Below are 17,535 nucleotides of genomic sequence, written 5' to 3' on the forward strand. Positions count from 1 at the left end.
ACCACGCGGTGTCTGCCGTGACTGTCGGGGGCGGCGGTTACCGTGGCCGCGTGGCGCAGACGGTGACCCCGCGGGTGCAGTTGATCGCGAAGACGGAGTTCCTCCCGCCGGCGGACGTGCCGTGGGAGACCGACGCGGACGGTGGGCAGGCGCTCGCGGAGTTCGCGGGCCGGGCGTGCTACCAGTCGTGGAGCAAGCCCAACCCGGCGACGGCGTCGAACGCGGGCTACCTGCGGCACATCCTCGAGGTCGGACACCTGTCGGTGCTCGAACACGGCACGGTGAGCTTCTACCTCACCGGGATGTCCCGGAGCCTGACCCACGAGCTGATCCGGCACCGCCACTTCTCGTACTCGCAGCTCTCCCAGCGCTACGTGCCGGAGTCCGACGCAGCGATGGTCGAGCCGACCGTCATCGCGGACGACCCGGAGCTGCATGCCCTGTTCGAGGAGGCGTCCGCGGCGGCGCTGGCCTCCTACGAGAAGCTGCTCGCGGGCCTGGAGGAGCGGTTCGCCGATGAGTCGAACCGCACCCTGCGCCGCAAGCAGGCCCGGCAGGCGGCGCGGGCGGTGCTCCCGAACGCGACCGAGACCCGCATCGTCGTCACCGGGAACTACCGCGCCTGGCGGCACTTCGTCGCGATGCGCGCCTCAGAGCACGCCGACGTCGAGATCCGGGACCTCGCGATCCTCTGCCTCGAGGCGCTGCAGGCCGAGGTGCCCAACGTGTTCGCCGACTTCGTGATCTCGGAGCTGCCGAACGGCTCGCGGGTCGCCTCCAGCCCGTTCGTCGCCGAAGGGTGATCGGGCGGTCCACCGGGTAGGACACGCCCATGAGTGGAGCCTCCGTCGCCGCCGCCGAGCGCAACGCCCTCGCTGACTCACTGCTGCGCGAGGGGCCCGACGCGCCGACCCTGTGCGGGGACTGGACCACGCGGGACCTGCTCGCCCACCTGGTGATCCGCGAGCGCCGGCCGGACGCCGCGCCCGGCATCCTGGTCAAGCCGCTGTCGTTCTGGACCGAGCGGGTGCAGTCGCGCCAGGCCGCGCACGACTACGGCGAGAACATCGCGCTGGTCCGCAGCGGCCCGCCGCTGTGGAGCCCGATCGCGCTGCCGTTCCTCGTCGGGGTCGACGTGCAGGAGTACTTCATCCACCACGAGGACGTCCGGCGGGCGCAGGAGAGCTGGTCTCCGCGGCCCGCCGACGAGGCCCGCGACGCGATCCTGTGGTCGCAGCTCGGCATGCTCGGCAAGCTGGCTTTCCGCTCCAGCCCGCAGGGCGTGACGTTGCGCCGCCCGGACGGGGCCGAGCACGCCGTGAAGGCGGGCCCGCGCACCGTCACGATCACCGGTGAGCCGGGCGAGCTGGTGCTCTACGCCAGCGGACGCGAGCAGGCCGTCGTCTCCTTCGACGGCGAGCCGGCCGACGTGGCCGCGGTCAAGGCGACCGACCGGGGCCTGTGATGGTCGAGTGGGTCCAGGCGACACCGCTGGCGCCGGCCACCGACGCGGAGGTCCGCGAGCACGAGGACGCGCTGCGCGTCGACCTGCCGCGCGACTTCCTGGCGGTCGCCCAACACCGGCAGGGAGCGTCGCCGGTGCCCGCCCGGGTGACGCTCCCGAACGGTTTCGGCACGGCGGTCGGCTCGCTCCTGCACTTCGCCGACGGCTTCCACAACATCGTCACCCGCCGGTTCCCGCTCGAGGGCGTCCTGGAGAAGGGCGTGATCCCCTTCGCCGAGGACATCGGCGGCGACGTCTACTGCTTCTCCTACCGCGAGGACTACGACCACCCGCCGGTCGTGTTCTGGAGTGTCGACGACGGCGCGGTGCGGCTCGCGCCGGACTTCACCGCCTTCGTGGCGATGCTGCACGACTGACACGCGCCCGGACGTGAGCACGCGCTCACGACCCGACGGTCGTCGGCGCGGTACGGTGACGCTCGGCATGAGTGCGAGCGTGGACCCCGGCCCGAGGCGGCCGACGAGGCGCGACCCCGCAGCGTGCCACCCGAGACTTCCCGCGGCTGCCGAGCAGCCGCACCCGCGGGCGGCTGCCCGCGTACCCGGCGTCCCGAAGACGTCCGCCGGGAGCCGCCCCCTGACCAGGAGGAACCCATCTCCCACCGAATGACTCAGCCCGATGGTCGAGCTCCGCTCCGCTGCGTCCCTTCCGGGGCTGCCCGGTGAGCCGATCGACCGCCCAGCGCCGTAAGAACGGCGGCGGCCAGCAACAGCAACAGCAGCAGGCCCCGAAGCCCGACCACCAGCACGACTGCGGCGCCACCGGGACCCCGACCCAGTCCGTGCCCGCGCCCGACGCGCTCCCGAAGCCCCTCGCGGAGGGTGCCCTCCGCGTCGTCGCGCTCGGCGGCGTCGGCGAGGTCGGCCGCAACATGACCGTGCTCGAGTACGGCGGGCGACTGCTGATCGTCGACTGCGGCGTGCTCTTCCCCTCGGAGGACTCGCCCGGCGTCGACCTGATCCTGCCCGACTTCCGGGCCATCGAGGACCGCCTCGACGACGTCGACGCCCTCGTGCTCACCCACGGCCACGAGGACCACATCGGCGCCGTGCCGTTCCTGCTGCGGCAGAAGCCGGACCTGCTGATCGTCGGGTCGCGCTTCACGCTCGCCCTGGTCGAGGCCAAGTGCAAGGAGCACCGCCTCACCCCGCGCCTGCTCGAGGTCCGCGAGGGCGAGCGCAGCCACTACGGCACGTTCGACTGCGAGTTCTTCGCGGTGAACCACTCGATCCCCGACGCCCTGGCGGTCGCGGTGCGCACGCCCGGCGGCACCGTGCTGCACACCGGGGACATCAAGCTCGACCAACTGCCCCTCGACGGGCGCCTCACCGACCTCGCCGGTTTCTCCCGGCTCGGCGACGAGGGCGTCGACCTGCTGCTGGTCGACTCGACGAACGCCGAGGTCCCCGGCTTCGTCACCCCGGAGCGCGACATCGCCCCGGTCATCGACGACGTGTTCCGCAAGGCCCCGTCGCGTCTCATCGTGGCCTGCTTCGCCAGCCACGTGCACCGCGTCCAGCAGGTGCTCAGCGCGGCGCAGGCCCACAAGCGCAAGGTGTGCTTCACCGGGCGCTCCATGGTCCGCAACATGGGCATCGCCGCCGACCTCGGGCTGCTCGACATCCCCGAGGGCCTGCTCGTCGACCTCGACGACGCCCTGGCGATGCCCGAGCGCGACGTCGTCCTGGTCTCGACCGGGTCGCAGGGCGAGCCGCTCTCCGCCCTCGGCCGCATGGCGCGCGGGGACCACCGCCAGATCACGATCACGCCGGGCGACACGGTCGTCCTGCTCTCGTCGCTGATCCCGGGCAACGAGACCGCAGTGTTCGCCGTCATCAACGGGCTGACCCGTCTCGGCGCCGAGGTGGTCCACTCCGGCGTCGCCAAGGTCCACGTCTCCGGGCACGCGAGTGCCGGTGAGCTGCTGTTCCTGTACAACGCCCTGCGCCCGCGCAACGTCATGCCGGTGCACGGCGAGTGGCGCCACCTGCGGGCCAACGCGGCGATCGCCCGCCGCACCGGCGTCCCCGCCGAGCGCGTGGTGATCGCCGAGGACGGCGTCGTGGTCGACCTGGTCGAGAAGAAGGCCGCGATCGCGGGCCGCGTCGAGGTCGGGCACGTCTACGTCGACGGCAACCAGGTCGGCGACGTCGGCGAGACGACGCTGTCGGACCGCCTGGTGCTCGGTGAGGGCGGGTTCATCGCGATCACCGTGGCCGTCGAGGCGGCGACCGGACGGGCCGTCGCCCCGCCGCGCATCAGCGGCCGCGGGTTCTCCGACGACCCGAAGGCACTCGAGGACGTCGTCTCGCTCGTCGAGATGGAGCTCTCCCGCACCGAGGCCGAGGGGATCACCGACACCCACCGGATCGCCCAGTCGGTGCGCCGGGTGGTCGGCAAGTGGGTCGGTGAGACCTACCGCCGCCGGCCCATGATCGTCCCGACGGTCCTGCCCGTGTGAGCCGAGCTCAGGTGAGTACTTGATGTCGCTATAACGACATCAAGTACTCACCTGGCGCAGCCACATCCGGACGAACGACGGCAGGTCCGGCAGCACCAGGTCGACCTGCTCCGGGCGGTACCAGGCGACGTGCAGGCTCACCGCGACGTCGCCCGGGGCCGGCTCGACGACGGGACGCGCGGCCACGTAGGTGGTCGCGATCCCGTCGACGACGTCGCGCCCGAGCACCTTCCTCGCCCGGATCCGCACCCGGGTCTCCTCCGCACAGCCGCGCTCGGCCGTCGCGCCGACCGACTCGCGCGGCTCGGGACGCCCGCCGGGCAGCACGGCGGGCGGCGTCTCGCCGGGCCGGTGCAGCAGCAGCACGCCCGGCGCGGCCGTGACGACCGCGAGCACGAGGTGGCTGTCGCGGCTCATGGGGCCTTCCTACCGCGCGGCGGCCGCGTGCAGCAGGTCCACCACGCGTTCCCGACGGCGGGTCTCGCCCGCCGCGGGCACGCGGCCGGCCCGGCGCAGGGTCGCCAGGCCGTGCAGGGCCGCCCACCCGACCTCCGCGAGCTCGTCGTCGCCCCCGAGCGTCGACCGGACCGCCCCGAACCCCGCCCGCAGCGCGGCCGGGGTGTCGTCGGCCGCGAAGGGGATCGCGGCGAGGTCGAACATCGCGGCGTAGACGGCCGGACGCTCCGCGGCGAAGTCCAGGTAGGCGTCGGTCAGGGCCGCCACCGCCGCCCGCCCCCGCCGCCCGTCGACGGCCGCCTCCAGGGCCTCCGCCAGCTCCCCGAACCCGGCGAGCGCGACCGCGGCGACGATCTCGTCCTTCCCGCCGGGGAAGTGGCCGTAGAGCACCGGCTGGCTGTACTCGATCCGGTCGGCCAGCCGCCGGGTCGTCACCGCCTCCCAGCCCTGCTCCTCGGCCAGGTCGCGGGCCGACGCGACGATCCGCGCGTGTCGGTCCGCCCGCTCGCGGGCCTTGCGCTCCTGGATCGCCACGCTCCGACCCTAGCAGTGCTAGAACTTCGAGCATGAGCCGTGTAGCGTCGGCCGTGTTCCTAGCAGTGCTAGATTCCGGAGGTCCCGATGGACGTGCTCGCGGTCGCGACGGTCGTGGTGATCGGTCTGCTGGTGGGGGTGGAGTTCGCGGTGGCGGTCTTCGTCAACCCGATCTTCGACCGCCTCCCGGGTACGGCGGGTCTCACGGCCCGCACCGATGGGGCGCGCGTGCTCGGGCGCCTCATGCCGTTCTGGTACGTCGGTGCGCTCGCTCTCGCCGTGGTGTGGGGGGTCCTGGTGTGGGGGAGCGGGGCCGTCGCGGCCATCGGGGTCGGCGCCGCGCTGCTCGTCGTCACGGTGGTCATGTCGGTGGTGTTCCTCGTGCCGATCAACGACCGGGTGCGCACCTGGAGCGAGGGAGACGCCCCGGCCGACTGGCGGGACCAGGTCTCGCGCTGGGACCGGCTGCACCACGGCCGGACGGCCCTGCTGGTCGCGGCCTTCGCCGCGGTGGCGACCGGTCTGCTGCTGTCGTGAGTCAGACGGTGCCGACCGCGCCGAGGTAGCCCATCCGGTGCCGGCCGCCGGCGCCGGCGTGCGGCCAGTCGACGACGTCGACGACCGGCCCGACGACCGCGAGGGCGTCGCCGACCTCGGCGGGGTCCCGCAGGGCGAGCCCGGCCAGGCCCCGCGAGTACATGCGGTCGACGGTCGTCACGGCGGCCGACCGGGCCGCGGTCCGGGGCGCCGTCACGTGCGTGGCGGCGACGACGCTGCCCGGGGCGAGGAGCTCGCGCCAGCGGGAGAGCAGTGTGGTGAGGTCGTCGTGGACGAAGTGCAGCACGCCGCAGGCCAGGAGCGCGATCGGGCGCGAGGGGTCCAGGCGGCCCGCGATCTCGGCGGCGTCGAGCACACAGCCGGGGGAGCGCAGGTCGGCCCAGGTCACCGACACCCCGGGCAGGTCAGCGACGAGCTCGCGGGCGTGGGCGACGACCACCGGGTCGAGGTCGACGTAGGCGACCCGGGCGTGCGGGTTCACGGCGTGCACGAAGCCGTGCACCGACTGGATCGACGGGATGCCGCACCCGAGGTCGAGGAACTGGTCGATGCCGCGGGCGTGCGCGTCGCGCACGACCCGGCGGACGAACGCCCGGTTGGCCCGGGCGCGGACCTCGACGAGCCGGTCGATGCGCCGGAGCTCGGCGGCGGCCGCGCGGTCGACCGCGAAGTTGGCGCTGCCCCCGAGGAGGGCGTCGACCGTGCGGGCGTAGTTCGGCAGCTCCAGGTCCGCGGCGCTGGCCAGGATCGCGTCGAGCTCGAGGCCCGCGACGCGCGGCCCCGGTGGCGGTGGGGCGGGGTAGTACTCGACCTGCATGCTCACTCCTCCGGACGCACTCGACGACTCTGTCGGTACGACGCGCCGCGTCGTGAGCCCACGACCAGGTGAATCCGGCGGGCGGGAGCGTGGTGGCGGACACTGACCGGCGTGACGACGGCGGCGACGCGGATCAGCACGGTGACCTCTCCGACCCTCCTGCTGGCCGTCCTCTACCCCGTGGTCGGCGCGCTCGCCGCCGGCCCGCCCGGGATCGCGTGGTCGCTGCTGGGCATGGTCTTCACGGTCGTGATCCCCGCGGCGATCGTCGACGTGGGCGTCCGGCGCGGCCGCTACGCCGATCACCACCTCTCCCGCCGCGAGCAGCGCGCGGTCCCGCTCGGGCTGGCGGCGCTCTCGGTGCTGGTCGGGCTGCTCGTCCTGTGGCTCGCGGGCGCCCCGCGCGCGATCGTGGCGCTGCAGGTGGCGGTGCTCGCGACGACCGTCGTCGCCACCACGGTCACGCTGTGGTGGAAGGTCAGCTTCCACGTCGCCGTGGTCTCCGCCGCGGCCTGCGTGTTGACGCTGCTCGGCGGCGGGTGGTGGGCGCTGTCGTGGCTCGCGGTCCCGGCGGTGGGCTGGGCCCGGCTACGCCTCACCGCGCACGACCTCGCCCAGGTCGTCGTCGGGGGCCTCCTCGGCGCCGGCGTGAGCGGACTGGTGCTGATCATCGCGGGAGTAGCGTGACCTCGTGAGCACGACCTGGGACCCCGCGCTCTACCTGGACTTCGACGACCTGCGCAGCCGCCCGTTCCTCGACCTCCTCGCCCGCGTCCGGGCGAGCGCCCCGCGCCACGTCGTCGACGCCGGGTGCGGTCCGGGCCACCTCACCCAGGTGCTCGGGCAGCGCTGGCCGGACGCCCGCGTCACCGCGTTCGACTCCTCGGCCGAGATGGTGGCCGCCGCCCGCGAGCTGGGGATCGACGCGGTGCAGGAGTCGGTGACCGACTGGCGGCCGGAGGGGGACGTCGTCGTCACGAACGCCGTCCTGCAGTGGGTCCCCGGGCACCGTGCGCTGCTGCGCCGGTGGCTGCAGGCCCTTCCCGACGGCGGGTGGCTCGCGATGCAGGTCCCCGGCAACTTCACCGCGCCGTCGCACGAGCTCGCCCGCGAGGTCGCCGACCGGTTCGACGTCGACCTGCGCGACGCCGCGACCGTCGCCGAGCCGGCCGCGTACGCCGACGACCTCGCCGGGGCGTCGTCGGTCGACGTCTGGGAGACCACCTACCTGCAGCGCCTGACCGGCGAGGACCCGGTACTGCACTGGATCTCCGGGACGGCCCTGCGCCCTGTCCGCGACGCCCTGTCCGACGCCGCGTACCGCGACTTCACCGCCGACCTCGCGCCCCGGCTGCGCGAGGCCTACCCGGCGAACGCCGACGGCTCGACCTGGTTCCCGTTCCGCCGGATCTTCGCGGTCGCCCGGCGGTGACCGACGCGCGCTCCGCCGCGGCGTTCGACCGCCGCCTGCTCGCCCCGATGGTGCTCGGGTCGATCCTCAACCCGGTCAACTCGTCGCTGATCGCCGTCGCCCTCGTCCCGATCGGGATGGCCCTGGGCGCCCCGGCCTCGCAGACCGCGTGGCTGGTGTCCGGGCTGTACCTGGCGACGGCGGTCGGCCAGCCGGTGACCGGGCGGCTCGTCGACCTCTACGGTCCGCGCCCGCTGTACCTGGTCGGGACGGCGCTCGTCGGGATCGGCGGTGTGCTCGGCGTGGTCGCGCCCGACATCGGCACGCTGACCGCGGCGCGCGTGGTGATCGGGCTCGGGACGTGCGCGGGCTACCCGGCGGCGATGGCGCTGGTGCGCCGGGAGGCCGACCGGACGGGCCGGGACAGCCCGGAGTCGGTGCTCACCGCGCTGTCGGTGTCGACGCAGACGATCGCGGTGGTCGGCCCGACGCTCGGCGGCCTGCTCATCGGTCTCGGCGGGTGGCGCACCACGTTCGCGGTCAACGTGCCGCTGGCCGTCGTCGCGCTGGCCGTGGGGTGGTGGGCGATGCCCCGCGCGCTCGGCCGGGAGCGTTCGAGCGACTCCGTGGTCTCTCTCGTCGACCCGCTGGGCATCGGCCTGTTCACCGCCGCGCTGGTGTCGCTCCTGCTCGTGCTCGAACGGCCGTCGTGGTGGCCGCTCGCCGCCGTCACCGTGGTCGCCGGGGCGGCGCTCGTGCGGTGGGAGCTGCGGGCCCGGCACCCCTTCCTCGACCTGCGGGTGCTCGCCGGCAACGGCCCGCTGCTGCTGACGTTCCTGCGGGCCCTGCTCGGTGCGACGGTGTCCTACGCGATCCTCTACGGCTACACCCAGTGGCTCGAGCAGGGCCGCGGGCTCTCGGCGTCGGCGGCCGGCCTCGCCCTGCTGCCGATCTTCCTGGCCGGCATCGGGGTCGCCGCGCTGACCGGCCGCCGCCGGGAGATCCGCGGGAAGCTGCTCGTCGGCGCGGCCGGGCAGGTCGTGCTGGCCGTGCTGCTGCTGTTCCTGTCCTCGGCCAGCCCGATCTGGCTCCTCGTGGTGGTGGCCCTCGTCGCGGGGGTCCCGCAGGGCCTGAACAACCTCGCGGTGCAGAACGCGGTGTACCGCCAGGCCGACCCGGAGCGGGTCGCGTCCTCGGCCGGCCTGATGCGCACCTTCTTCTACCTCGGCGCGATCGTCGCCGGCACCACCGGTGGGCTGGCCTACTCCGGGGGCGCGACCACGCAGGGCCTGCACGTCCTCGCGTTCGTCATGCTCGGGGCCGCCATGGTGTTCCTCCTCGTGACCGTTCTCGACCGATCGCTCGTCCGGCTCGAAGCCTGATCAGGCGGGTGACCGCACGGGCGCCAGCAGCTCGGCGGCGTTCCCGCCGCGGATACGCTCGGCGTCCTCGGGGGCCAGGCCCGCGGCGGCGAGCCGGTCGAGCGGGTCGGTGACGCTCATGTCGAACGGGTAATCGGTGCCGAGCACGACCCGGTCCGCGCCCGCGACCGCCACCAGGTGCCGCAGCGCGTCCGGGGTGTAGACCAGCGCGTCGAACCACATCCGGCGCAGCGCCTCGCTCGGCGGGGCGGCGGCCGCGCGGTCGCCGGGTCGGGCGTGCCACGCGTGGTCCTGGCGGGCGGTGCCGTACGGGAAGAAGCCGCCGCCGTGGGCGGCGAGCAACCGGCAGCCGTCGTCCGGAAGGCCCGCTGCGACGAGCCGCGAGAGCGCCACCGTCGTCTCGACCGGGTTCCCGACCGTGTTCGACAGGTACCCGACGTCCAGCCGCTCGCCGAGCGTGCAGCCCCACGGGTGGACGAAGACGACCGCCTCGAGTTCGGCCGCGGCGGCCCAGAACGGGGCGAGGTCGGGGTCGTCCAGTTCTCGACGACGACCGTCGGGTCCGGTCACGTGGGTGGAGACCTCGACGCCGCGCAGGCCGTCGCGGACCGCCCGCCGCAGGACGTCCACGGCGAGGTCCGGGTGCTGCAGGGGCGCGGTGCCGAGGCCGAGGAGGCGGTCGGGCGCGCCGGCGCAGTGCTCGAGGAGCCCGTTGTTCACGGCCTCGGCGTACCGGACGGCGAGGTCCTTGTCGGCCCACGGGTGGTGGATCGGCATCGGGCTGACCAGCTGCACCTCGATGCCGGCGGCGTCCATGGCGGCGAGCCGGTGGTCGAGGCGGGTCAGCGCCGGGCCGAGCGCCCCGATCTGCTCGCGGTTGACCCGACTGCTGGCCTCACCCGCCGCGCGCGCCTCGACGGCCCGGGCGGCGCCCAGTTCCGGTCGGTCGGCGACGAGGCCCTCGGCCGCGGGCACGAGCAGGTGGGCGTGGACGTCGGTCGTGGGGCTCATGGGGTCGCTCCGTGCCTCGTACCGGGTCCGATTGTGACGTCCAGCGTCAGCATGGCCGCACTGCTGACAGGGAGGGGCGGGGACGCGTCCGCGGGCGCACCCGGGCGGGCGGGATCGGCGTGGGCTCGGCGCCCGGGACCACGCGGTTGGTCATCGTGCCGATGCCCTCCACCTCCAGGGTCACCACGCTCCCCGGTCGCAGCGGCGGGAGCTCGTCGCGCGACACCCCGCGGCCCCACAGCTCGCCCAGGCAGCCGCCGTGGCCGCAGGTCCCGGAGCCCAGGACGTCGCCGGGTCGGACCTCGGTGCCCCGCGAGGCGTAGGCGACGAGATCGCCGAAGGGCCAGCCCATGTTGGAGAGCAGGTCGCTGCCGACGACCGTCCCGTCGACGGACGCCGTCAGCGCCAGGTCGAGGAACCCTTCGGAGTCCGGCGTGAACTCGTCCGCGGTGACGAGCCACGGTCCGAGCGTCGTCGCCGTGTCCTTCCCCTTCGCCGGCCCGAGGCCGACCTGCATCTCGGCGAACTGCAGGTCACGCGCCGACCAGTCGTTGAGGATGGTGAACCCGGCGATCGCGGCCGTGCCCTGCTCCGGGGTGAGATCGCGGCCGCCCCGTCCGATGACCGCGGCCACCTCGAGCTCGAAGTCCAGGACGGCCGACCCGGGCGGCATCGGCACGTCGTCGGCCGGGCCGAGCGTGGCGTACGGGTTGGAGAAGTAGAACGCGGGCGCGGCGTACCAGGCCTCGGGCACGCCGGTCAGGTTCCGCATCCCCTCGACGTGCTCCTCGAACGAGACGAAGTCCCGCACCGTCGGCGGCTGCAGCGGCGCGAGCAGGCGCACGGAGTCCAGGGCGACCGGCCGCGCCGACAGCGCGTCGCGGCCGGCGTCGAGCAGGGTCCCGTCCCGCAGCAGGTCCAGCACCGTGGTCGGGGCGTCGAGCAGGTGCACGGCGTCGTCGACCACCCGCCCGACCCGCACCGACCCGTCGTCGAGAAGGGCCGTGGCGATCCGCATCAGACCGGGGGAGCGACGAAGACGCCGCGGTCGGGGTCGTTGAACGACTTCTTCGCGACGAACTCGCTCATCGGGTTCGCGGTGCCCCACTGGTCGGAGACCTCGGGGTTCGTGAAGTCGTAGAGCGACGGGTGCCAGGTGTCCTCGTCCAGGCACTCCAGCTCCGTCGTGTACTCGACGGTGTTGCCGTGCGGGTCGAGGAAGTAGGAGAACGTGTTGTTCCCGGCCATGTGCCGGCCTGGGCCCCAGACCTTCTCGACGCCGGCGCGGAGCAGCCGACCGGTGCCGCGCATGTACTCGTCGATGCCGCGCAGCTCGAAGCTCGCGTGGTGCAGCGACACGTGCGGGCAGCGCGCGATCGCGAGCGAGTGGTGCTGGGGGTTGCAGCGCAGGAACCACATCATCTCGCCCATGTGCGGGGAGAAGAGCGTGTCGGAGAGCGTGAAGTCGAGGTGGCGGTCGTACCAGGCGACCAGTGCCTCGGGCTGCGGCGAGTTGATGACGACGTGCGACAGCTTGACGGGCGCCGACTCGCCCTCCTCGAGCTTCCGGTGCACGCGCGTCGCGACGTCGGCGGACACCTCGATCGTGCGGCCCTCGAGGTCGAAGAAGCGGAAGCCGTAGCCGCCGCCGGGGGTCTGCAGCTTGTCCGGGGTCGACACGAGCGTGACGCCCTCGCGGCCGAGCTTCTCGGCGAGCGCGTCGACGTCGGCCGGCGTCCCGGCGCCGAACGCGATCAGGTCGACGCGCTTCTCGGCGTCCGCGCGGAGCCGCACCTGGTACTGCTCGGGCGAGCCCTGCGCGGCCAGGAACGCGATGCCGGTGTCGGTGGTCTCGGGGGAGAGCTGCCAGAGGTCGCGGTAGAACTCCAGCTGGCGGTCGAAGTCGGGCACGGCGAGATCGACGTGCCGGAGGTGGGTGATCAGGCGGTCCATGTCTGGTCCTCTCAGGGACGCTGCGCGAGCAGCGCGGAGGTGCGGGCCATCAGCCCGGGGACGTCGGCGGTGCGGTCGTGGTCGAGCAACCAGCGCGCGAGCTGCACCGAGCCCGCCACCACCGCTCCGGCCCGTTCCCGACGACGGGTGGCGTAGCTCGTGAGCGCGGCGTCCAGGTCGTCGGTGTCACGCACGAGCTCGGCCAGGACCGAGGCGTCCTCGAGCGCCATGGCCGCGCCCTGGGCGAGGGTGGGCGGGCAGGAGTGCGCGGCGTCGCCGACGAGCACGACCCGCCCGCGGTGCCACGGCCCGTCGACCAGGTGGTGGGTGAACCAGGTGTAGTTGACGCGGGCCGCGTCCGTCATGCGCTCGCGGATCTCCGTCCACGGCCCGCCGTAGTGCGCGGCGAGGTCGCGCATCGTCGCGAGCCGGGCGTCCGGGTCGAGCCCGGTCCGGTCGGCCGCGTCCTCGACGAGGTAGGCGTAGATCGAGTCGTCGCCGGTGGGGCAGTAGCCGGCGATGTACGCGGCGCCGCCGTAGACGAGGTCGGTGCGGGTGATGCTCTCCGGCCGCGTCGTGAAGACCCGCCAGATGCCCATGCCGACCGGCTCCGGACGGGTCTCGATCCCCAGCGACGCGCGGATGCCGGAGTTGAGGCCGTCGGCCGCGACGACGAGGTCCCAGGTGCCGGTGGTGCCGTCGTCCAGCGTGGCGCGGCCGTCGGCGTGGACCTCCGTGACGCGGGTCCCGGTACGCACCTTCGCGCCGACGGCGGTGGCCTGCTCCAGCAGCAGCGCGGCCATCACCGCGCGGGGCATGCCGACGGTGGCCGGGAGGTCGTCGCCGCCGGTCCGGGCATCCGGGATGACGGCGAGGACGGTGCCGTCGGGAGCACGCAGGCCGACCTCGTCGAACGCGTAGCCGTGGGCGAGGATCGCGTCGAGGACGCCGAGCTCGCGGAACACCCGCAGCGCGTTGCCCTGCAGCGTGATCCCGGAGCCGGCGGTCCCGACGTCGGGCGTGGCCTCGACCAGGTCGACGGCCACCCCGGCGCGGGCGAGCAGGATCGCGGCCGCCGCGCCGGCGGCTCCGCCTCCGACGATCAACGCGTTGGAGATCATCAGCGCACCGCGATCGGGTTGACGGGGGAGCCGACGGCACCCGTGATCCGGAGCGGGGCCGCCGTCAGGAAGAAGTCGTAGCGCCCGTCGGCCGCGCAGTGGGCTGCGAGACCGTCGAGGTCCCACATCTCGCCGAGGAACAGGCCCAGGTGCGGGATCGCGACCTGGTGCAGCGGCTGGAACGCGACCTCGAACTCGTTCGGCCGGACCTCCACGCCCCAGGTGTCGGTGGCGATCGCGGCGACGTCGGAGTCGTGCAGCCAGTCCAGCGTGGTGAACGACAGGCCGGGCGCCGGGCCGCCGGCGTACCCGCCCCAGCCCTCCCGGCGGGTCCGGGCGTACTGGCCGGTGCGGACGCAGACGATGTCCCCGGGCCGCACCTCGACCCCCTGGACGCGGGCGATCTCGTCCAGTTCCTCGGCGGTGATCGGGTAGGAGTCGGGGAGTTCGCCCCGGTCGTCGCCGAGCACGCGGCCGGCGTCCAGGAGCACGCCGCGTCCCGCGAGGTGGGCCGCCGCGGTCTCGATCCCGGTGACGGCGTCGCCGCCGCTCGTGACGACGTCGGCCGCCTCGCGGCCGTTCCAGGCCTTGCCGTGGTCGAAGATGTGGCCGAGACCGTCCCACTGCGTGGAGCACTGCAGCGGCATCGCGATGACGTCGTCCGCGCCGCCGATGCCGTGCGGGAACACACCGTCCAGGGCCTCGCGGCCGGTGTCGAGCATGGTGTGCACCGGGTTGGTGCGCCGCCGCCAGCCCGACTGCGGGCCGTCCATGTCGAAGGCCTGCGACAGCGAGAACGTCGTCCCGGTCCGCACGCAGGCCGCGCCCTCGAGCCGCTTGGCCGGGGTGAGCAGGTTGAGCGAGCCGAGGACGTCGTCGGCGCCCCAGCGGCCCCAGCGGGAGACGCGGGCGACGGCGGCCGCCACCGCCTCCTCGGGCTTGGCCGGGTCGTACCCGGCGGCGACGACGGCGCTGGTGTCGGTGCTCGTCACGGTGCCACCGTCCGCGTGCGCTGGGTGCCGAGGTCGACGCCCGGGCCGGTGATGGAGCCGGTCATGAGGTCGCCGTCGCGCAGCAGTCGCCCGCGGGCCATGCCGTTGCCGGCCGGGCTGCCGGTCAGCACGAGGTCGCCCGGTCGCAGCGGCGTGACCTCCGAGGCCGCGGCGACGAGCGCCGCGACGTCGAAGAGCATGTCCTTGGTGGTCTCGTCCTGCATCACCTCGCCGTTGAGGTCGAGGCGGATGCGCAGGTCGGCCGGGTCGACGTCGCGGGCCGGGACCAACCACGGGCCGAGCGGGGTGAAGCCGGGGCCGTTCTTGGCGCGGAACCAGTCGGTGCCGATCTCGGGCATGTCGCGGCGGAAGACGTGGTCGCGGGCGGTGAGGTCGTTGGCGATCGTGTAGGCGGCGACGTGGTCCAGGGCCTGTGCTCGCCCGACCCGGAACGCCTCGCGTCCGATGACGGCGGCGAGCTCGAGCTCCCAGTCGAACTGCTGCGTCCAGGCCGGGATCGTGACGTCGTCGTCGGGGCCGGTGACCGCGCTCGGCAGCCCGACGAACAGGTACGGCGTGCCCTCGGCGGCGCGGCGGTCCATCAGCTCCGCGACCTCGGCCCGGATCTCGTCGTCGGGACGCGTGCCGCGCTCGGCGTGGTGGGCGGCGGCGAGGTCGATGACGTGGGTGCGGTAGTTCGCGCCGGACTGCAGGATCTGTCCGGGCTCGACCGGCGCGTGCACGGCGAGCTCCGCGAGCGGCGTGCCGTCCTCGTCGGCGCGGGCGTCCAGCCCGGCCAGCGCGGTGTCCCAGTCGGCGAGCAGGTCCCGCGTGGTGGTACCGAGGTCGACGACGGTGCCGGCGTCGGTGACGAGGCCCGCGAACCGCCGGTCGTCCCCGGGGCGCGAGAACGTCCCCAGCCTGATCATGCGCCCTCCACGGTGAGAGTCGGTGTGGTGCACACGACTCTGCGGGCGCGGCGCGGAGGCCGGAAGGCCGAACTGCTGATGGTGGGCATCGACGGGATCGATCCCCACCCGGACCTCAGTCGGAGCGCTCCGAGGAGCGGTGGTCGCGGTGCTGCCGGTCGTCGTCGGCGCCGCGATCCGCGTCCCGGCCGGAGTCGCCGTCGAGCCGGTCGACGAGGCGGCCGAGCAGCCCGGCTCGGTCGCCGTCGTCCCGGTCGGCGGCGTCCGCCCTGTCGTCAGCCCTCTCGTCGCGGTCGGTGACCTGCTCGTCGGACGACCGGTCGTCGCGAGCGGCCTCCCGGTCCGGACGGTGCCCGGTGCCGTCCCGTCGGTCGTCGTCGGCGGAGGGCGTGGGGGCCTCCGTGGTCTCCGGGGCCTCCGTCGTCTCCGGCGGCGACCAGGACGACGCACGGTGCGAGCCGGCGCGGCCACCGTGGGCGCTGCCCTCGTCGTCGGTCGCCGGGGTGACGCCGGTCCGACCGGCCGGGGCGCGGACCTCGCCGACGTCCCCGGTGCCATCCTCGTCGGACACGTCGTCGGAGCCGCTGCCGTCGGTGTCCTCACCGCCCGGCGGCGCCGGCCGGTCGGGCAGCAGCGGGACCCCGGGCACACCGGCGTCGCCCGCCACCACCGCGGCGCGGTGCCCGCCGTCGGACGCGGCCGAGCTCGCCATGGCACCCAGTCCGAGGCCCCCCGCCAGAACGGCGCACGCCGCCGCGACGACGGCCGCACGCCGGGTGCGGGTCCCCGGGCGGAGCACGGTGCGTAGCCGGGACGACCGGGCGGGCCCGGCGCCGAGGCGGCGCAGCACCTCCTCGAGCCCGGGACGGGCCTCCGGGGACGCGCGGGTCATGTCGGTGAGCAGGGCCCGGACGTCCCGACGCACACCGTGGGCCGGGGACACCTCGGTGAGCAGCCGTCCGAGGGCGTACACGTCGGTGGCCGGGCCCGACCCGGCGGCACGGCCGTCCTGCTCCGGGGCGGGGAACGGCGGGGCCACGTCCAGGTCCGACCACCGGTCCAGCCACGGCAGCAGCCCGACGTCGGAGAAGGTCGCGCCGTGCGGCGACCACGAGATCGTGCTGGCGCCGAGCCCGCCGTGTCCCCGGCCCTGCCGGTGGAGGGGCAGCAGGGCGGTCGCGACGGCGACCCCCAGGTCCCGCACCCCGACCGCGGGCAGCCCGGCCGGCGGGGTGGTCTCGGCCAGGGTCGGCAGCTCCGGGTGGTGGGTGACGTAGAACAGCTGCCCGTGGTCCCGGCCGCCGTCGAACAGCTCGGCGGTGTCGGGCTCCCGGCCCTGCCACGACTGCTCCGGCAGTGCCAGGGTGTCCGACTCGTCCGCGCCGCCGTCGACGAGCGTGAGGCTCACCGAGCGCTGCAGCAGCTCGTCGTAGGCGCGGTGGGTGCAGCCACGTGACGTGGTCCGCAGAGCCGGCCCGAGCTGGTACCGCCCGGCGATCTCGCTGCGGTGCTCGCAGCACGTGGCACGGTCGGGCACGAGACTGGTCACGGATTCCCCGTCCGGTCGAGGTCGGATGGGCGCTGGCCCGGCGGACGACGGCCGCGCTGATGGACCCGGGTCGGGGTTTGCCCACCCGACGAAGTTCCAATCACCCGATCGGGGCGCGCCGAGGTGCCCGATTCACCGGGCCCGCGGGCCGGGCACCCGCACCGTCATGGCCGACACCGTCATCCTCGACGTCGACGGGACCCTGGTGGACTCGAACTACCAGCACGCTCTCGCCTGGTACCGGGCGTTCCGCCGCCACGACGTCACCGTCCCCGTCTGGCACCTGCACCGGGCGATCGGCATGGGCGGGGACCAGCTCGTCGCCCACGTGTCGAGCCAGGAGGTCGAGGACGCCCACGGCGACGACCTGCGCGCACAGCACTCCGAGGAGTTCGACGCCCTGATCGACGAGGTCGCGGCGTTCGCCGACACGCAGGCGCTGCTCTCCGGGCTGCGGGAGCAGGGCCTGCGCCTGGTCCTCGCGACGTCGGGCGGGAGCAAGCACGCCGAGCACTTCCTCGACCTGATCGACGGGCGCTCGTACGCCGACGACGTCATCACCTCCGGCGACGTCGAGGCCAGCAAGCCCGCGCCGGATCTTATCGAGCTCGCCCTCGAGCGGGAGCACACGCGTGACGCGGTCCTCGTCGGCGACTCGGTGTGGGACGGGCAGGCCGGCGTGCGCGCCGGGGTGCCGTTCATCGCGGTCCGCACCGGCGGCTTCTCCGACGACGAGCTCGTCGAGGCCGGGGCCGGGTACGTCGCGCACGACCTGTCGGAGCTGCTCGACCACGTGCGGCGCGAGGTCGCGAGCCCGCAGTAGGGGCCGGATGCGG

Annotated in this window: 19 protein-coding genes; 9 read left to right on the plus strand and 10 right to left on the minus strand. The window is 74.3% G+C overall.

Translation table 11 applies throughout. The annotated features are described in order from the left end of the window. Positions 1-50 precede the first annotated feature (50 nt). From thyX to QRT03_RS10195, 4 genes are all read left to right on the plus strand, one after another. Positions 51-803: an FAD-dependent thymidylate synthase gene (gene thyX, locus QRT03_RS10180; RefSeq protein WP_286052593.1), complete on the plus strand. Its 753-nt coding sequence runs from the start codon at positions 51-53 to the stop codon at positions 801-803. Positions 804-832: 29 nt separating this feature from the next. Then, a complete protein-coding gene (locus QRT03_RS10185; RefSeq protein WP_286052594.1) occupies positions 833-1,465 on the plus strand; it encodes a TIGR03085 family metal-binding protein in 633 nt (210 codons plus the stop codon). Beyond that, positions 1,465-1,881: an SMI1/KNR4 family protein gene (locus tag QRT03_RS10190; RefSeq protein WP_286052595.1), complete on the plus strand. Its 417-nt coding sequence runs from the start codon at positions 1,465-1,467 to the stop codon at positions 1,879-1,881. The genes QRT03_RS10185 and QRT03_RS10190 overlap by 1 nt, the downstream gene beginning before the upstream one ends. A 425-nt stretch (positions 1,882-2,306) precedes the next feature. Further along, the gene (locus tag QRT03_RS10195; RefSeq protein ID WP_286053345.1) at positions 2,307-3,986 is read left to right on the plus strand and encodes a ribonuclease J; all 1,680 of its coding nucleotides are present in this window, start codon (positions 2,307-2,309) and stop codon (positions 3,984-3,986) included. 39 nt (positions 3,987-4,025) lie between these two features. On the opposite strand, the gene QRT03_RS10200 is transcribed toward QRT03_RS10195, so the two are convergent. After that, a complete protein-coding gene (locus QRT03_RS10200; RefSeq protein ID WP_286052596.1) occupies positions 4,026-4,403 on the minus strand; it encodes an NUDIX domain-containing protein in 378 nt (125 codons plus the stop codon). A 9-nt stretch (positions 4,404-4,412) separates the two neighbouring features. After that, on the minus strand, positions 4,413-4,976 hold the full coding sequence (locus tag QRT03_RS10205) for a TetR/AcrR family transcriptional regulator (protein WP_286052597.1): 564 nt from the start codon (positions 4,974-4,976) through the stop codon (positions 4,413-4,415). An 87-nt stretch (positions 4,977-5,063) separates the two neighbouring features. Here QRT03_RS10205 and QRT03_RS10210 point away from each other — a divergent pair, with 87 nt between their 5' ends. Then, complete coding sequence (locus QRT03_RS10210) at positions 5,064-5,513, plus strand: anthrone oxygenase family protein (RefSeq protein WP_286052599.1); 450 nt, start codon at positions 5,064-5,066, stop codon at positions 5,511-5,513. A 1-nt stretch (position 5,514) separates the two neighbouring features. Here QRT03_RS10210 and QRT03_RS10215 read toward each other — a convergent pair whose 3' ends face one another. Next, entirely contained in the window at positions 5,515-6,351 is an 837-nt protein-coding gene (locus tag QRT03_RS10215; RefSeq protein WP_286052600.1) for an SAM-dependent methyltransferase, read from the minus strand. Positions 6,352-6,462: 111 nt separating this feature from the next. Here QRT03_RS10215 and QRT03_RS10220 point away from each other — a divergent pair, with 111 nt between their 5' ends. The 3 genes from QRT03_RS10220 to QRT03_RS10230 are packed head-to-tail and all read left to right on the plus strand — an operon-like array spanning position 6,463 to position 9,144. Then, the gene (locus QRT03_RS10220; protein WP_286052601.1) at positions 6,463-7,038 is read left to right on the plus strand and encodes a hypothetical protein; all 576 of its coding nucleotides are present in this window, start codon (positions 6,463-6,465) and stop codon (positions 7,036-7,038) included. A gap of 4 nt (positions 7,039-7,042) precedes the next feature. Next, positions 7,043-7,783, plus strand: coding sequence for a trans-aconitate 2-methyltransferase (locus QRT03_RS10225; RefSeq protein WP_286052602.1), 741 nt, complete (start codon positions 7,043-7,045; stop codon positions 7,781-7,783). Further along, a complete protein-coding gene (locus QRT03_RS10230) occupies positions 7,780-9,144 on the plus strand; it encodes an MFS transporter (protein WP_286052603.1) in 1,365 nt (454 codons plus the stop codon). Before QRT03_RS10225 ends, QRT03_RS10230 begins: the two co-directional genes overlap by 4 nt. Here QRT03_RS10230 and QRT03_RS10235 read toward each other — a convergent pair whose 3' ends face one another. The 7 genes from QRT03_RS10235 to QRT03_RS10265 form a co-directional block, all read right to left on the minus strand. Further along, the gene (locus tag QRT03_RS10235) at positions 9,145-10,155 is read right to left on the minus strand and encodes an amidohydrolase family protein (RefSeq protein ID WP_286052604.1); all 1,011 of its coding nucleotides are present in this window, start codon (positions 10,153-10,155) and stop codon (positions 9,145-9,147) included. A 46-nt stretch (positions 10,156-10,201) separates the two neighbouring features. Beyond that, positions 10,202-11,173 (minus strand): fumarylacetoacetate hydrolase family protein, encoded by a 972-nt coding sequence (locus tag QRT03_RS10240; protein ID WP_286052605.1) that lies wholly within the window; start codon positions 11,171-11,173, stop codon positions 10,202-10,204. After that, positions 11,173-12,108, minus strand: a complete 936-nt coding sequence (locus tag QRT03_RS10245) for a VOC family protein (RefSeq protein WP_286052606.1) — start codon at positions 12,106-12,108, stop codon at positions 11,173-11,175. Before QRT03_RS10245 ends, QRT03_RS10240 begins: the two co-directional genes overlap by 1 nt. 11 nt (positions 12,109-12,119) lie before the next feature. After that, on the minus strand, positions 12,120-13,229 hold the full coding sequence (locus tag QRT03_RS10250) for an FAD-dependent monooxygenase (RefSeq protein WP_286052607.1): 1,110 nt from the start codon (positions 13,227-13,229) through the stop codon (positions 12,120-12,122). Next, the gene (locus QRT03_RS10255) at positions 13,229-14,221 is read right to left on the minus strand and encodes a cyclase family protein (RefSeq protein ID WP_286052608.1); all 993 of its coding nucleotides are present in this window, start codon (positions 14,219-14,221) and stop codon (positions 13,229-13,231) included. Before QRT03_RS10255 ends, QRT03_RS10250 begins: the two co-directional genes overlap by 1 nt. Then, positions 14,218-15,150, minus strand: a complete 933-nt coding sequence (locus QRT03_RS10260; protein ID WP_286052609.1) for a fumarylacetoacetate hydrolase family protein — start codon at positions 15,148-15,150, stop codon at positions 14,218-14,220. Before QRT03_RS10260 ends, QRT03_RS10255 begins: the two co-directional genes overlap by 4 nt. A 115-nt stretch (positions 15,151-15,265) precedes the next feature. Further along, positions 15,266-16,699: a serine/threonine-protein kinase gene (locus tag QRT03_RS10265; protein WP_286052610.1), complete on the minus strand. Its 1,434-nt coding sequence runs from the start codon at positions 16,697-16,699 to the stop codon at positions 15,266-15,268. 166 nt (positions 16,700-16,865) lie between these two features. On the opposite strand from QRT03_RS10265, the gene QRT03_RS10270 reads away from it, so the two are divergent. Next, positions 16,866-17,522, plus strand: coding sequence for an HAD family hydrolase (locus tag QRT03_RS10270; RefSeq protein ID WP_286052611.1), 657 nt, complete (start codon positions 16,866-16,868; stop codon positions 17,520-17,522). The last annotated feature ends 13 nt before the right edge of the window (positions 17,523-17,535 follow it).

The organism is Actinomycetospora termitidis (genome assembly GCF_030286555.1).
GTDB lineage: Bacteria > Actinomycetota > Actinomycetes > Mycobacteriales > Pseudonocardiaceae > Actinomycetospora > Actinomycetospora termitidis.

Bases quoted from the DNA above. Each gene is read 5' to 3' on its own strand.
- QRT03_RS10235 (WP_286052604.1), bottom strand. From the start codon at position 10,155: ATGAGCCCCACGACCGACGTCCACGCCCACCTGCTCGTGCCCGCGGCC.
- QRT03_RS10190 (WP_286052595.1), top strand. From the start codon at position 1,465: ATGGTCGAGTGGGTCCAGGCGACACCGCTGGCGCCGGCCACCGACGCG.
- QRT03_RS10215 (WP_286052600.1), bottom strand. From the start codon at position 6,351: ATGCAGGTCGAGTACTACCCCGCCCCACCGCCACCGGGGCCGCGCGTC.
- QRT03_RS10270 (WP_286052611.1), top strand. From the start codon at position 16,866: ATGGCCGACACCGTCATCCTCGACGTCGACGGGACCCTGGTGGACTCG.
- QRT03_RS10240 (WP_286052605.1), bottom strand. From the start codon at position 11,173: ATGCGGATCGCCACGGCCCTTCTCGACGACGGGTCGGTGCGGGTCGGG.
- QRT03_RS10185 (WP_286052594.1), top strand. From the start codon at position 833: ATGAGTGGAGCCTCCGTCGCCGCCGCCGAGCGCAACGCCCTCGCTGAC.
- QRT03_RS10250 (WP_286052607.1), bottom strand. From the start codon at position 13,229: ATGATCTCCAACGCGTTGATCGTCGGAGGCGGAGCCGCCGGCGCGGCG.
- QRT03_RS10245 (WP_286052606.1), bottom strand. From the start codon at position 12,108: ATGGACCGCCTGATCACCCACCTCCGGCACGTCGATCTCGCCGTGCCC.
- QRT03_RS10210 (WP_286052599.1), top strand. From the start codon at position 5,064: ATGGACGTGCTCGCGGTCGCGACGGTCGTGGTGATCGGTCTGCTGGTG.
- QRT03_RS10200 (WP_286052596.1), bottom strand. From the start codon at position 4,403: ATGAGCCGCGACAGCCACCTCGTGCTCGCGGTCGTCACGGCCGCGCCG.
- QRT03_RS10260 (WP_286052609.1), bottom strand. From the start codon at position 15,150: ATGATCAGGCTGGGGACGTTCTCGCGCCCCGGGGACGACCGGCGGTTC.